This window comes from Henriciella sp., assembly GCF_029936995.1.
GTDB lineage: Bacteria > Pseudomonadota > Alphaproteobacteria > Caulobacterales > Hyphomonadaceae > Henriciella.
Genome location: NZ_JAPYRE010000001.1, coordinates 319,898 through 334,671, shown reverse-complemented (window position 1 = coordinate 334,671; position 14,774 = coordinate 319,898). Strand labels below are relative to the sequence as shown.

At 61.2% G+C, this 14,774-nt stretch carries 14 protein-coding genes; 2 read left to right on the top strand and 12 right to left on the bottom strand.

Annotation, left to right across the window (positions count from 1 at the left end; translation table 11 throughout):
- Positions 1-72 precede the first annotated feature (72 nt).
- Positions 73-468: a MerC domain-containing protein gene (locus Q1K31_RS01660; protein WP_300376029.1), complete on the top strand. Its 396-nt coding sequence runs from the start codon at positions 73-75 to the stop codon at positions 466-468.
- Positions 469-474: 6 nt separating this feature from the next.
- On the opposite strand, the gene Q1K31_RS01655 is transcribed toward Q1K31_RS01660, so the two are convergent.
- Positions 475-1,128 carry a bifunctional 2-polyprenyl-6-hydroxyphenol methylase/3-demethylubiquinol 3-O-methyltransferase UbiG gene (locus Q1K31_RS01655; protein WP_300376026.1) on the bottom strand — a complete coding sequence of 218 codons (654 nt, stop codon included), beginning with the start codon at positions 1,126-1,128 and terminating at the stop codon, positions 475-477.
- A gap of 79 nt (positions 1,129-1,207) precedes the next feature.
- A complete protein-coding gene (locus tag Q1K31_RS01650) occupies positions 1,208-2,359 on the bottom strand; it encodes an alpha-hydroxy acid oxidase (protein ID WP_300376023.1) in 1,152 nt (383 codons plus the stop codon).
- Between the two features lie 90 nt (positions 2,360-2,449).
- On the opposite strand from Q1K31_RS01650, the gene Q1K31_RS01645 reads away from it, so the two are divergent.
- Entirely contained in the window at positions 2,450-2,752 is a 303-nt protein-coding gene (locus tag Q1K31_RS01645) for a hypothetical protein (protein ID WP_300376020.1), read from the top strand.
- Between the two features lie 3 nt (positions 2,753-2,755).
- Here the strand turns inward: Q1K31_RS01645 and mutL are convergent, their stop codons facing one another.
- From mutL to Q1K31_RS01595, 10 genes are all read right to left on the bottom strand, one after another.
- Positions 2,756-4,663, bottom strand: a complete 1,908-nt coding sequence (gene mutL, locus Q1K31_RS01640; protein ID WP_300376017.1) for a DNA mismatch repair endonuclease MutL — start codon at positions 4,661-4,663, stop codon at positions 2,756-2,758.
- Between the two features lie 120 nt (positions 4,664-4,783).
- Positions 4,784-6,268: a pitrilysin family protein gene (locus tag Q1K31_RS01635; RefSeq protein ID WP_300376014.1), complete on the bottom strand. Its 1,485-nt coding sequence runs from the start codon at positions 6,266-6,268 to the stop codon at positions 4,784-4,786.
- The gene (locus tag Q1K31_RS01630) at positions 6,265-7,680 is read right to left on the bottom strand and encodes a pitrilysin family protein (RefSeq protein WP_300376011.1); all 1,416 of its coding nucleotides are present in this window, start codon (positions 7,678-7,680) and stop codon (positions 6,265-6,267) included. The genes Q1K31_RS01635 and Q1K31_RS01630 overlap by 4 nt, the downstream gene beginning before the upstream one ends.
- A gap of 52 nt (positions 7,681-7,732) precedes the next feature.
- Entirely contained in the window at positions 7,733-8,209 is a 477-nt protein-coding gene (locus tag Q1K31_RS01625) for a DUF3035 domain-containing protein (RefSeq protein WP_300376008.1), read from the bottom strand.
- Positions 8,210-8,225: 16 nt separating this feature from the next.
- A complete protein-coding gene (gene lspA, locus Q1K31_RS01620; RefSeq protein WP_300376005.1) occupies positions 8,226-8,762 on the bottom strand; it encodes a signal peptidase II in 537 nt (178 codons plus the stop codon).
- Entirely contained in the window at positions 8,759-11,698 is a 2,940-nt protein-coding gene (gene ileS, locus Q1K31_RS01615) for an isoleucine--tRNA ligase (RefSeq protein WP_300376002.1), read from the bottom strand. Before ileS ends, lspA begins: the two co-directional genes overlap by 4 nt.
- Positions 11,699-11,903: 205 nt before the next feature.
- Positions 11,904-12,404 (bottom strand): hypothetical protein, encoded by a 501-nt coding sequence (locus tag Q1K31_RS01610; RefSeq protein WP_300376000.1) that lies wholly within the window; start codon positions 12,402-12,404, stop codon positions 11,904-11,906.
- Between the two features lie 79 nt (positions 12,405-12,483).
- A complete protein-coding gene (gene ribF / locus Q1K31_RS01605; protein ID WP_300375998.1) occupies positions 12,484-13,407 on the bottom strand; it encodes a riboflavin biosynthesis protein RibF in 924 nt (307 codons plus the stop codon).
- The gene (locus Q1K31_RS01600; RefSeq protein WP_300375996.1) at positions 13,407-13,838 is read right to left on the bottom strand and encodes a MaoC family dehydratase; all 432 of its coding nucleotides are present in this window, start codon (positions 13,836-13,838) and stop codon (positions 13,407-13,409) included. The genes ribF and Q1K31_RS01600 overlap by 1 nt, the downstream gene beginning before the upstream one ends.
- A gap of 56 nt (positions 13,839-13,894) precedes the next feature.
- The gene (locus tag Q1K31_RS01595; RefSeq protein ID WP_300375994.1) at positions 13,895-14,749 is read right to left on the bottom strand and encodes a TIGR01459 family HAD-type hydrolase; all 855 of its coding nucleotides are present in this window, start codon (positions 14,747-14,749) and stop codon (positions 13,895-13,897) included.
- Positions 14,750-14,774 lie beyond the last annotated feature (25 nt).

Below are 14,774 nucleotides of genomic sequence, written 5' to 3'. Positions count from 1 at the left end.
TATGTTATAATATAACTATTTTGAGCTAAAGGCATCATTCGAGCACCCGGCAGCCTAACAGAGGACACGAGCATGACATTTATGACCAGACCCGCCCAGATGATGGATGGCTCCGCGCTGACGATCTCTGGGCTTTGCATCATTCACTGTCTCGCCTTGCCCGTCGCGGCCCTTTGGCTCCCGCTTGCCGGTACCTTTGCAGAGGCTGAGTGGATCCACAAAGTGCTCGTTCTGATTGCCCTTCCTGTCTCGGGCATCGCCTTCCTGGGAAGCAGGACCTCTCGCACCGCAAGGGGATGTATATTCCTGGCGGTTGCCGGCCTCAGCCTCATGCTGGCCTCGGCCTTCCTGGAAGCCCTGCATGAAGCCGAAACCGCACTGACGGTTACCGGCGCCCTGATGGTCGCAGCCGCACATATCTGGCGATGGAGACGGCACGCACGCCACGGCCATACGCCGCCCGGATGAGCGGACTTATGGCCCTGTGCTGATCCGCGCCACCTTCTTCGCCACGATAAACTCTGCCGATCGTCCACCGGGCACAAAGTCTTCAGCAATGCTGAACCCCGCACCGGGCAGGTAGCCGCGTAGTTTCTTCGAGGAAAACATGGAGACGTGCGGGGCCTTGCCGAAGAGCCGCATCAGCGGAAGGACCGGGCGGATATAGGGCATGGAGCTTGAGAGGCAGGCCGTCGACTGGATGAAATAACCACCCGGCTTGAGCAGGCTGTTCACTTTCTGCATTACCGCCAGAGGCTCCTTGCAGAGATGGATGATGTTAAGACCGAGTACGACATCGAACTCGCGGTCGCCCGCATCATAATCTTCTATCCCGGCCTGCTTGAAGGTGATGTTCTTCACATCGGCATCCTCGGCGCGCTGGCGGGCGATTTTCAGCATGTTCTCCGACACATCGGTTGCCAGGATATGCTTGGCGTGTGGCGCGTGCAGGATCGCGGTCGAGCCGGTACCGCAGCCGAATTCAAAGACCTCGCTTTCCGGTGTCAGATACTTCCGCGTGAGCTCGAGTTTCTTCTGGTAGGTGTCCTCGTCGGCAATCGGGCTCTCGGCGTAGCTTTCAGCCGTCTTGTCCCAGAAACGCCGGTCCTTTTCAGCAATCGGTAGCATGGCCTTCTTCCTGTCTTGTCAGGACACACCCAATACCATGCCTTACTGATAATTATACCAAGATGGCATGTGCAGCTGATTACATTTTTGGAATGCGCAGAAGCTCCGGATCGAGTTCGGAGATTTTGGTCGCGCCGAGAAGCGCCATCGTGCTGCGGAACTCTTCCTCGATGATTGTGAGGGCACGGCGCACGCCCGCTTCGCCACCCGCTCCGATGCCATAGAGCGAGGCCCGGCCGAGGGCGACACCCGTGGCCCCGCGCATAAGCAGCTTGGCAACATGACTGCCCCGGCGCACTCCACCATCGGCGATGATGTCGGCACGGCCACGCACGGCTTCGGCGATTTCCGGCACAAGGTCGATGGTGGGAACGGAGGTATCGAGTTGGCGCCCGCCATGATTGGAGATCCAGACCGCATCTGCCCCGACATCAACCGCGCGCTTGGCATCCTCGCCGCGCGAAATGCCCTTGATGGCAAAGCCCGGTCCCCAGAACTCACGGATCCACTCGACATCCTTCCAGGTCACCGATCGGGAGAATTGTGAGTTTACAAAGCCCATCAGGCCGCCCTGATCGCCTTTGCCGATCATATGGGAGAAGTTGGCAGGGCTCATTTTAGGGCTGCGGATCAGGTCCCACATCCAGCCGGGTTTTGTCGCCACCTGCCGGGCAAGCGACAGGTTCGGCTTCGGCGGAACTGAGAACTGGTTGCGCGGATCGCGTTCGCGCTTGCCGGCCACGGCAAGGTCAACTGTCAGGAGGCACCCGGTAAAGCCGGCTTCCTTTGCGCGGGTCAGGAACTCCTTCACGATCTCCTTGTCCTTCCAGACATAGAGCTGCACCCATTTCGGGCCGGGATTGGCCTTCGCGATATCTTCCACTGTCTGGGTGGCGAGGGTCGAACAGGCATAGATCACGCCGTGTTCCCTGGCTGCCCGCGCCATGGCCAGCTCCCCCTCGGCCGGATGGAACAGCCGGGTCGAGGCGGTGGGCGAGATGAAGAAAGGCAGGCGCGTGTCCTGGCCCATGATGGTGGTCGAGGTGTCGATCTCCGCGACATCCTTCAGCACGCGCCAGGTCATGCCGTAATCGTCATAGCGCGAAACCGCGCGGCGCAGCGTCACCTCATCGTCGGAACCGCCATCGATATAGTCGAACACCATGCGTGGCAGCTTGCGTTTTGCAATGGTGCGCAGGTCATCGATGTTGAGCGCGTCCTTGAGCTTCATGGCACCCGCCTCCCTCGTTTTTTGTCTTGTTCTTCCGTGAGTAATAGCATCCCCTGCATACGGTCAATTTGAGCAGGGGAAGGTGAGCGGATGGAGACGGCAAGGATACTGAAAGCCTGTGGCTGGAGCGGTCTGATCCTGGCCGCGGGGAACCTCTCTGCCTGCCAGTCGGATCTTGTGGGCGGGCCGTGCAGCTATGAAAGCGATATAATCGAGGCAAAGGTGGCCGGGACTGAAGGGGACACGGTCATGTTCAATGGACCGGATGGGGACTTCCGTCTTCCCGCAAGCTCACTGGAAGGACCGCACGAAACCGGCCAGACCGTGACGCTCGAACGCCAGCGCATCGTCTCCGGCACCTGTACGCCTGTCATGTATAATAAGTCCGGGTAAGCCTCACCGTCGCCCGAACAGTTTCTCGATGTCGGCGAGCTTCAGTTCGACATAGGTGGGCCGGCCGTGATTGCACTGCCCCGAATAAGGCGTGTCTTCCATCTGCCGGAGGAGCGCGTTCATTTCCTCGGCGTTGAGGCGGCGGCCTGCACGCACGGCCCCGCCGCGACAGGCCATGTTGCCCATGACATCCTCGAACCGCTCCTTGAGGGCGAGGCCGGACTCGTATTCGGCGAAATCATCCGCCAGGTCACGGACAAGCCCGGCGGCATCCATATTGCCAAACAGGGCGGGTGTGGCCCGCACGCAGACGGCCCCTGCCCCGAACGCTTCGATCTCCAGACCCATCTCGGCAAGCTCACCGGCACGTTCGATGACGCGGGCGGCTTCATCCTCGCCCATCTCGACCACTTCGGGGATCAGCAGGGCCTGCCGTTTTACCCCGTCCGCCGCCATCTGCGCCTTCATCTGCTCATAGACGAGGCGCTCATGTGCGGCGTGCTGGTCGACGATGACTATGCCGTCCTTTGTCTGGGCAACAACATAGGTCTCGTGCAGCTGGGCCCGGGCGACGCCGAGCGGGAAATCATGCTGGGGCGAAGCATCGGACACGTCCTCGAAACGTGCAGATGGCGCGTCATAGCGCTGGCTATCTTCCGCCATGCCGGACGGTGCGGGCGGGGCAGGCTGCCAATCCTGTTGTGGTGCGGGACGCGGCGGTGTGGACCCGTAGGAATCGCGAAACAGGCTTGAGCGGTCCCAGACCGAAGGGCGGGGCAGCGGCTCATCGCGCGCGCGCTCAGGCGTTTCGCCCTGCATCTTGCCAAGCGCATAGCCTGCAACGGTCGTGCTCGCCCGGTGGCCGGCCGCGGCGAGCGTGTGGCGCAACGAACCGATAATCAGGCCACGGACATTCCCGGCATCGCGGAATCGGACCTCGGTCTTGGCCGGGTGGACGTTCACATCGACCAGCTCCGGATCGCAGTCGACGAAGAGCGCTGCCATAGGATGGCGATCGCGCGCGAGAAAATCCTGATAGGCAGCGCGGATCACACCCGTCAGCATACGGTCCTTTACCGGGCGTCCGTTGACGAACAGGAACTGGTATTGCGCATTGCCGCGATTGAGTGTCGGCAGCCCGGCGAAACCGGACAGGGTGACGCCGTCACGTTCGGCCTCTATAGCGAGCGCATTCTCGCGGAACTCCCGGCCCATGATCGCGCCGAGGCGTTCGAGATGGCCCTCCGGCGTCGGTGTATGTGCAGCATATCGGAATGTGGTTCGGCCATTGCTCTCAAGCGAGAAGGAAACACCGGCATTCGCCATGGCAAGACGCTTGAGCGCATCGGTGACGGCCATCGTCTCGGCGCGTTCGGACTTCATGAATTTGAGACGCGCAGGTGTCGCATGGAAGAGGTCGCGTACCTCTATGCGCGTGCCGTTTTCGCCGCGCCCTGTCCAGGCGGCGGGTTTCGGACCTTCGACACGGCCAGCCTCGACGAAAACTTCGGCGGCATCCTCACTCTCAGCCCTGGAGATGAGGCTCATGCGCGAGACACTGGCGATTGAAGGCAGCGCCTCGCCCCGGAAGCCCATTGTGTGAATGTTCAACAGGTCGATGCGGCCATCATCACCGGGGGCGAGTTTGGAGGTGGCGTGGCGCTCAAGCCCCATCAGCATCTCGTCGGCATTCATGCCGCAGCCATCATCCTCGACACAGATACGTTTCAGCCCACCCGCTTCAATCGATACGGCAATTGAGCTTGCCCCGGCATCGAGCGCGTTCTCGACCAGCTCCTTCACGGCTGCTGCCGGGCGTTCGACGACTTCGCCTGCCGCAATCCGGTTGACCGCATCAGGCGGAAGTTGGCGGATCACGGGCCGCGTGGAGATGCGTGCAGAATCAGGCATGGATGTGAAGTGTAGCAGGATTCCAAAAGCGGGTGCAGGCAGGGCATACCGCTCACCCACAGCAAAAAGGGCGGCCCACCCTGGACCGCCCTCTTCTCAGGTCTTGTCAGGAGGCGTGCCCTATTCGGACTCGCTTGCCTCTGCAGACGCCTCTTCGCCGGCCGCTTCCATGCTCTCTTCATCCGTGGAAGCTTCAGCTCCCTCATCGAGCCCCTGCGGCTGGCCAACGACGAAGAAGCTGAAATTCTCAGGCTTGAGATACTCCGCGGCGACGCGGTTCACATCTTCCAGTGTGACGGCCTGGACGAGTGCATTGCGGCGATCGAAATAATCGACACCTAGGTCTTCGAGACGCACCCCCATCAGGTTCGAGGCGATCTTGGAGTTGCTGTCGAAGGAAAGCGGGTAGGACCCGGTGAGATAGGCTTTCGCATCTGAAAGCTCTTCTTCGGTCACGCCATCCTCGACGATGGACAGCATATTCGTCTTGATGCCTTCGATGAACGCGCCGACGCTTTCATTCTTCGTCTGGCCGCCACCGCGCCATGTGTTGAGATGATCGCCTGTGGAGATGCCAGTATAGACGCCATAGGTCAGTCCCTTTTCGACGCGCAGATCCTTCATCAGCCGGCTCTCGAAACCGCCACCACCAAAGGTGTAGTTCAGCACGTAAGCGGGAAAATAGTCCGCATCGTCGCGCGCCATGGCCGGACTTGTGAAACTTACGAGGCTTTGCGGTTGCGGCAGGTCGACGACGACCGGCTCGGCAAGCGGAGCCTTGAGCTCGACATCGCCGACCGGCTCAAGACCGGTCTCCGCTGGCAGCTCCGACAGGGCGGCATCAAGCAGCGGGGCAAGCTCTTCCGGAGACATAGCGCCGACAGCCGTCACATAGAGGCCCTCATGGGTCATGATCTGGTCCTTGCGCCCGGCAATCAGTTCCGGCGTGATCGCATTGATGCTGGCTTCACTGGTCTCGCGCGAGAACGGATGGTCCGGCATCAGGGCCTGGTTGCGCGCTCGTCCGGCGAGGTAGTTCGCATTCGTCTCACGCGTCTTGATCGAGATAAGCTGCTCACGCTTGAACCGCTCGATCGGGCCGGTATCGAAGCGCGGCTCATTGAGGGCAAGCGCGACGAGGTCCATCGCCTGGGACGCATTGTCTGTCAGCATGTTGGCCGAGCAATAAGTATTCTCATTGCCCGATCCACAGCTAAAGCTCATGTTCAGCTCTTCCATGCGGGTCGCGAAGGCGAGCGAATCCATGTCGCCGGCACCTTCGTTCATCATGTAGGTCATCGCGCCGGTGAGCCCTTCCAGGTCTTCCGGATCGGTGGCCTCGCCCTGCTCCCAGGCCATGCGCACCGACATGATCGGGATGGATGGCTCCTCAACCAGCCAGACGGAAATCCCACCCGGTGTGGTGAATTGCTGGATGGTGGCGAAGTCGCCCTCGTGCACGGTGACGTCGAGGCTTTCAGCCGTATTGGCCGCATCAGCCGGGGCGGTGTCAGCTTGCTGCGGGGCTGCGAAGGCCAGTGGCGCCGCAAGAATGAGCGCGGACGCTGTGGCAGCGCCAAACAGCGGGGTCAGGTTCATTTTCATTGCTCGCTCTCCCCTTCAGATTGGCCTTCGGTCTGGCTTTCATCTTCAGCCGCTGCCTCTTCAGCTTCCGGCAGAAGATGGCCTTCGACATAGTGCCTGTCGTCTGCCAGCACGCGGCGGAGCGCGGCGATGGCATCCTCTTTCGTGACCTGACGGATATCGTCGGGATAATTCATCACGTCCTCAACTGACCCGCCGACAGCCAGCGTGCGGCCATAGAGGTTGGCCATGCTGGACTGGCTGTCACGCTGGTAGATGGAACTGGCGGCCAGCGAATTGCGGGAGCGTTCGACTTCCGCCTCGGTGAAGCCGTTTTCCAGGACCTCGTTGACGACCTCCATATAAGCCGTTTCCAGCGCATCCAGGCTGAAACCGTCAGACGGAGACGCCGAGAGAATGGCCGGTGCACGGTCGTGAAGGGAGAGGTACGCGCCTGAGGACGCCTCGACAGCAATCTTCTGGTCTTCGACAAGCGCCTGATAGAGACGGCTAGTACGTCCGCCGCCGAGCACGTCCATGGCCACATCGAGGGCATAGGCGAAGTCACGGTCCTGCGTATAGGAGGTCGAGAGGTACCAGCGCTGCCATTCCGGCTGGCGCACTTTCGGATCACGATGGGTAATCAGCTGGGTCTCTGCCAGCGGCTCGACATCCTGCCAGCCGCGGGCCGGAGGCTCGGTATCCTCGACCTCGATCGTGCCATAGGTGGCCTTTGCAAGGTCCAGCACCTCTTCCGGCTGGACATCACCCGCAACGACGAGGATGGCCTCCGAGGGAGTGTACCATTTGTTGTAGAAGGCCAGACCATCTTCAGGGGTCAGCGCACCAACCTCTTCCATCTTGCCGATCACGGTGATGTTGTAAGGATGGTCCTGATAGAGCGCGCTAAAAATCTGCTCCTGCAGGATGACGCCGGGATTGTTGTCGATCCGCTGACGGCGCTCCTCCTTGACGACATCGCGCTCTGAAATGAACGGGCCTTCCGGATCGTCATTGATGACGAGATCCGTCATCCGCTCGGCTTCCAGCTCCATCATCGTCCTGAGCTGGTCCTTGGCGACGCGCTCATAATAGGCGGTATAGTCCCAGGAGGTGAAGGCGTTCAGCTGGCCGCCATTGCGCTGGACGATCGAGGTGAACTCTTCCGGGCCGATATCATCGGTCTCCTTGAACATCACATGTTCGAAGAGGTGTGCGATACCGGATTTTCCGGGGTCTTCATCGACTGCGCCAACCTTGTACCACACCATATGTGTAACAACCGGCGCGCGATGGTCTTCGAGGACAACGACGTCCATGCCATTGTCCAGTTCATATGTTGTCGGCGACCAGTCCGCCCCTGCTGTATCCGCGATCGCAGGGCCGGCTGAAATGGCAAGCGCCGCCAGACCCCCCGCAAGAATTGTTCTCATCTTCATCCTCCGGTCCTTGGTCTGGAAACTCTATCTGTGATTTTGTGGCTTGTCAGGTCCCCGGCAGCTTCACCTTGTCGCCGCTACCGCGTGCAATGGTGACATCGCCGCCGCCAGTCGCATTGTCCTCGACAGTGCCATCGCCACGGTAGCCGATGATCTGGTCAGCATCTTCACGGGACTTACGGACAGTGCCGGACTGCTCATAATCCACGACAGAGCGGATCGTCGGGCTCACTGCATTGGCACCGGCGGCGCTCACAAGCGCACGTTCGACAGCACTGGCATCCGCGCCGATGCTCGTACCGAAAGCGGCGGAGACTGGTGCGCGCGACGGGTCGGCTTCAGCTGGAACGGATGTTCCCGCTGCAGGCGGACGCAAGCTGTATTCCGGCGGAACAGACAGGGGAGCCTTGGTCACGACGCGGAATTCGTCCGGTCCGGATGGGCCGCTATTGCCGAACATGGAGCATCCGCCAGCCGCAAGGAGCGCCCCCATCGCCGTCATCGTCAGAATAGCTCGTCTCATTGGCGTCCTCACTCGATTAATTCCTGCTGGTCCCTGTTTCAGACTTGGGACCGGAACGTGACATTAAAAACTGATCGAGAAACAGCAAGACCGCGCCCACAGTTATTGCCGAATCCGCAATGTTGAATACCCACGGGAAATACATTCCCGAAAAGTCCAGGAAGTCAACGACAGCGCCAAACCTCACCCGGTCGACCAGGTTGCCGATGGCCCCGCCGATCACCAGCGACAGTGATAGCGCGGTCAGCCAGCGTTGAGCCCGCGTCAGCCAGATGGCAAAGGCCACCGCAATACCGCTTGTCGCCCCGACCAGCACCCAGCGCATGATCCCGTCAGACTGGAAGGTGCCGAAGCTGATACCCCGGTTCCACAGCATGGTCAGGTCAAACAGCGGTGAGACCTTTATCTGTCCACAGGCAACCGTGACATCCAGGCAAGCCCGCGCATTGAAGGCAGGCGTGTTCAGCACCATCCATTTCGTTACCTGGTCGGAAACGACCACGACGAGGATGAGGCCCAGCCAGGCGTACAGGTTTCCCGCCCGGCTGCTCATGCTGCACCCCGGATCGCACGGACTGCTACCGCATCGCGCGGCGTGATGTCCGGGAACTCAGGATCGGCTGTGGCCGGGTCGAAATACTTCCAGCTGCGCTCGCACTTCACGCCATCGGCCTTCGACGGCACAACAGCCACGCCAGGGGTGTCCTCAAGCCGGTAAGTATCTGCCGGACCTGCCCCTTCTATCAATTTCGCACCCGAAGTGATGAACAGGTCTGCCGGGTTTTCGCCCTCGAACGCCTCGATGAGGGACGCATCCTCGATATAGACATCGGGGCTGGCCTCCAGTGAGGCACCGATCCGCTTTTCCTTGCGCTCGATCTCCAGCGCGCCGGTGACGACGCGGCGGACCTTGAATATCCGCTCCCAGCGCTCGGCATGGGCCGTATCGCGCCAGCTTTCCGGTGTTTCCGGGAAGGTCAGCAGGTGGACACTGTCTGCCCGTCCCGCGAAATGGCTCATCAGGAAAGCCTCTTCGGTGGTGAACGGCATGATCGGAGCAAGCCAGGTGACGAGCCGCTCCAGTATCAGGCTCATCACGGTGCGGTTGGCGCGGCGGCGCAACTCATCCGGCGCATCGCAGTAGAGGCTGTCCTTGCGGATGTCGAAATAGATCGCAGACAGGTCCACGCTGGCGAAGTTCAGCATAGCCGCCATGATGCGTTTATAGTCGAAATTCGCATACGCCTTGCGGACAAGCGCATCGAGTTCGGAAAGGCGGTGCAGCATCCAGCGCTCGAGGCCCGGCATGTCCGCCGGGGCCACGGCATCGGCTTCGCTGTAGCCATCCAGCGCGCCGAGCATGTAGCGCAGCGTGTTGCGCAGGCGGCGATAGGATTCGGCATTGGTCTTCAGCGTGTCGTCGGACATGCGCAGGTCTTCGGTGAAGTCCGAGCTTGCCGTCCAGAGGCGGAGTATCTCGATGCCGAACTGGCCCGCAACCTGCTCCGGTTCGACCGTGTTACCGAGCGACTTGGACATCTTCTTGCCCTCGGCATCGACAATGAAGCCGTGGGTGACGACGTTCTTGTAGGGGGCCATGCCGCGTGTGGCGCAGCACTCCAGAAGCGAAGACTGGAACCAGCCGCGATGCTGGTCTGAGCCTTCGAGATAGACATCCGCCTGCCCCGTCTCGCCATCTATCACACCCCGGTCACGCAGGGTGAAGGTGTGCGTCGTGCCGCTGTCAAACCAGACATCGAGCACGTCCGTGACCTTCTCCCAGCCTGCCGGATCGGCGATGCCTTCGAGGAAGGTTGCCGGGTCTGCGGAAAACCATGCTTCCACACCCCCCGCGGCGATGGCATCGAGGATGCGGGTGTTGACCTCGGCGGCCTTGTCTTCCGGCAGGGCAGCGGTATGCGGCTCGCCTTTCTCATTGACGAGAATGGTGATCGGCACGCCCCAGTTACGCTGGCGCGAGATCAGCCAGTCCGGCCGGTCGGCGACCATCGACGTGATCCGGTTGCGCCCGGAGGCCGGCACGAAGCCGGTCTCATCCAGCGCCTTCAGCGCCATTTCGCGCAGCGGCGGGCTGCCATTGGCGCCCGGCTTGTCCATCGCGATGAACCATTGCGGGGTTGCCCGGCGAATGACCGGCGCCTTGGAACGCCAGCTATGCGCATCGCGGATCATGGTCACACCGCGCGAGAGGAGATTGCCCGCCTCGGTCAGCAGCTTCATGACTTCCGGGTTCGCCTTGCCCGGCTCGCCGCGCTTCTTGCCCGACGTGCGGATCACATCGAGCCCCTGAAGCGCATCCGGCAACTCGTCATGTTCGTAGACGCCGTCTTCGTTGACGATAGCGCGGATGTCGGAGGCCTTGTGACCACTGGCGATCCAGACGAGGAAGTCGTCCTCACCGTGGGCCGGCGCGGTATGCACGAAGCCCGTACCGGCATCATCGGTGACATGCTCGCCCGCGAGCATCGGGATGTCGTGCTTGTAGAAGTCGGACAGGCCGGCGAGCGGGTGGGAGAGCGTCCAGCCTGTCGGGTCCGCGTCGCCAAGGCGCTTGAACGCGCTGACCTTCGCGCTGTCCATGACGCTGTCGGCCAGCGCATCGGCGATGACATATTTGTCGCCCGGATTGGCGAAGGGCGCAAAACCAAGCTCCTCCTCACTCATCACACGCTCGACCTCGTAGAGGCCGTAAGTGATACCAGCGTTGAAGCTGACCGCCTGGTTGGCCGGGATGGTCCACGGCGTCGTCGTCCAGATAATGACGGAAAAGTCCTCGCCCTGTACCGGAAACTTCACCCAGATCTGCGGCACCTTGCGGTCGTGATACTCGACTTCCGCTTCAGCGAGCGCGGTGCGTTCGACCGGGGACCACATCACCGGCTTTGCCCCGCGCACCAGACGTCCGCTCATCGCCACGCGCAGAAATTCCCGCACCGTCGCAGCCTCGGATTCATAGTTCATGGTGAGGTAGGGATTGTCCCATTCGCCCTCGACGCCGCAGCGGCGAAAGCCGTCTTTCTGCACCTCGATCCATTTGGCGGCATAGTCCCGGCAGGCGCGGCGGAATTCGTCGCCCGGCACGTCGTCCTTGGTTCGGCCCTTGGAACGGAACTCCTCTTCCACCTTCCACTCGATCGGCAGGCCGTGACAGTCCCAGCCCGGAATGTAGGAGGCGTCGTATCCGAGCATCTGGTGGCCGCGAACCACCATGTCCTTGAGGATCTTGTTCATCGCCGTGCCGAGATGGATCGGCCCGTTTGCATAGGGTGGCCCGTCATGAAGGATGAAGGGCTTGGCCCCGCGCGCCTTCGCATCCTCGCGCATACGGTCATAGAGGCGCATCTCGTCCCAGCGCTCGATCCATTTCGGTTCCGCCTTTGGCAGGCCGCCGCGCATGGGGAATTCAGTTTTCGGCAGGAACAGCGTGTCGCGATAGTCAGCCGTGGCTGTCTTTGTGTCGTTACTCATGTGTCTTGATCAGTCTCGAACCAGCAGTGTGTCTTTGGGCGAAAGGCAAATCCCGGCTTCAGCGTGACGCCCCTGTTCGAGGGACCCTCACCGCCGAGCCGGGCGGCTAATTCGTATCGCGGAAGGCTTTGGCCAAATCATCATGGCCGCAGGCTCTAGCAGAGCGTTCCCCGGATGTCATCTCCCCGGACGCAAGCCAGGCAGACTACTGGGCCTGGCTGCTTCCCTCAGCCTGATTCAACTGCTCCGTCACCAGGGACACATAGGTCGGGAAAATTCTCATCTCGAACGCCAGATGGGCAGGCGAAACGCCGCCATCGAGAATGAGATAACGCTCAAGTATGACGACTTCAGGCGTGTACCAGAGCTTCAGAGGCGACATTTCCCGGTTGATTGTATTGATTTTCCCGTAACTGACCGTACCGGCTGGCTGATGACGCGCCATCAGCTTGATACCGCGGCAACCGCCCTGCTCGCAGGCTGTGCCAACGGCATAAAATGTGATCCCGTCCTGGGTGCGCACTTCGATGCCGGGAACCCCGTCTCCGCCAATATTTGACGGTTGGGCGGAATGGCCCGCAGACTGCGCGATATTGAGCAGGGACTGCTGGTTGGCGGTGTTGACGTTCACACCATCCTGCGCGTGCGCTGCTCCCGCAAGCCAGCAAGTTACAACGGCCAGAACCGCGATCACACTCAATCTCATGGGATGCCCCTTCAGTTTCTCTCGCGCCAGTCTGACGTGCGAGGGGGGCTTTGTCACCCATGCGGCAGAGAAACAGTCCTCAGGCGCCAGCCAGAACGGCCCGGGCCTGCTCTGTGTCCTTTTTCATCTGCTCGATCATCTCTTCGAGTGACGGGAAATGCAGTTCCGGACGCAGGAATTCGTGCAGCTCGACCTCGAGCGGATGGCCGTAGATGTCGCGGTCGAAATCGAAGATGAAGGTTTCCAGCACCGGGTCACGCATGCCTGTTGTGGGCGTGCGCCCGAAATTGGCAACACCGGGCAGCCAGTCGCCCGCCCGGTCAATGCGGGCCTTCACGGCATAGACCCCGTGGCGGGGATGGATCAGCTCACCCAGGTGGATATTGGCCGTCGGGAAGTCGATCGTGTGCCCCCGGCGTTCACCGCGCTCGACAATGCCGTCAGCGATCCAGGGGTGGCCGAGCATGCTGGCCGCCTTGCGGGGCTCACCCGCGATAAGGGCTTCGCGAATGGCAGTGGAGGAAGCCTTGGCTGTGTCGGGTGTCTCGATCTTCTCCACGACGGTGACACTGAAGCCCAGCGACCGACCAAGCGAGGAAAGCCGCGCGGCATCGCCCATGCGGCCGCGTCCGAAACGGAAATCGAAACCGACCGCGACATGCGTCACACCCAGTCCTTCATGCAGGACGTTGCGGCAGAACTCCTCATCGGTCATCGAGGCCATGTCGGTATTGAACGGCAGCTCGAAGACCGCTTCCGCGCCAAGCTCGATCAGCCGGGCATTCCGGCGGGCTGGCCGGTAAATGCGGAAGGGCGGGTCGTTCGGGCGGAAATGCGCGCGTGGCGGCGGCTCAAAGGTGGCAACGCCAAGCTTTGCGCCATCTATGCGGGCGGCATCTATGACCGCCCTGTGGCCGGCATGCACGCCATCGAAATTGCCAAGCGCGACGGAGAAGCCACGTGCGCTGTCCGGCAGGTGTGTATAGCCCGCATGGACTGCCATCAGTCCTCCCGGCCCGGCACCATGACCTTGGCCTCGCCGCCGACGACGACCTTGCCATTAACCGAACAGGTGATCTTCAACGTGGCACGTTTGCCGCGTTCGATTGTCTCAATGATTTCGGCGCGCGCGGTGACCGTATCGCCGATGAAGACCGGGCGGCGGAAGCGCATCTCCAGATGTGTGAAGATCGCGCCGGGGCCCGGCAGGTCATTGCCAAGGATGCCGGAGATATAGCTCGCCGTCAGCGCCCCGTGGGCCACACGCTGGCCGAAAGGTGTGTTTTTCGCATACTCGTCATCGACATGGATCGGGTTGTGATCACCCGAGACTTTCGCAAAGAGGTCGATATCTTCCGCCGTGATCGTGTGCGTGCGCTCATGCGACATGCCGACACTCAGATCCTCGAATTTGTAACCTTCCTTGGCACTCATCTACCTTACTCCAAATTGATAGGGCCGACGTCTGTTACAATGACAGCGCCCCGGCGTCACCACCTCAAAGCCGGCATGGCATAACGGGCCGATGTTTCATACTTTTCGAGCAGGGCTGCAACCTCAGCTTTGAAATCGTGGCCGTGTTCGGCCAGTCCGGTGCCGACATAAAGGGCGTCATGGCCTTGCTGTGCTGCCCCGCGCATGTCGGTAGCCGGGCTGTCACCGATGCAGAGAACCGAGGCCGGGCTGTCGCCGCGCGCCCGCGCTGCCCGGCGCAATGCAAGCTGGTAAATCGTCGGATGCGGCTTGCCGGGATAGATGACGCTGCCGCCCTCTTCCTCATAGATCGCGGCCAGTGCACCGGCGCACCAGACCAGCCGGTCCCCGATACGGACCTTGATATCCGGATTGGCGCAGATCATCGGCAGGCCACTTCCGGCACCATCCTTCAGTGTTTCGCGGTAATCTTCCGGATCGTCATCTTCCTGGTTAGCCAGTCCGATACACAACATGGTTTCAGCCGCTTCGGGCTCGACGAAAGTCAGGTCCAGGCCACGATAGAGAAACTGGTCCCGCTCCCAGCCACTGTCGACACCCAGGCGCCAGATCTTCTCATCGCTGCGCCGGGCCAGTTCTTCGCGTGTCGCATCCCCGGAGGAGACACAATCGTCGAAACAGCTGTCTGGAACGCCCATCGGCTTGAAGTATGAGATCACCTGCTCTTTCGGCACCGGGGCATTAGTGATGAGGATGACGGTTCCACCCTGGTCGCGATAGCGGCTGAGCGCATCACACGCTTCGGTAAAGGCTCGCCGGCCATTATGAATAACGCCCCACACATCGCACAGGACAGCGTCATATTGTGCGGCAATCTCTCGGAAGCCTTCCGGATGCTCAGGTCTTTTCATGGCAGCTCAGTAGTCAGACGCAGTA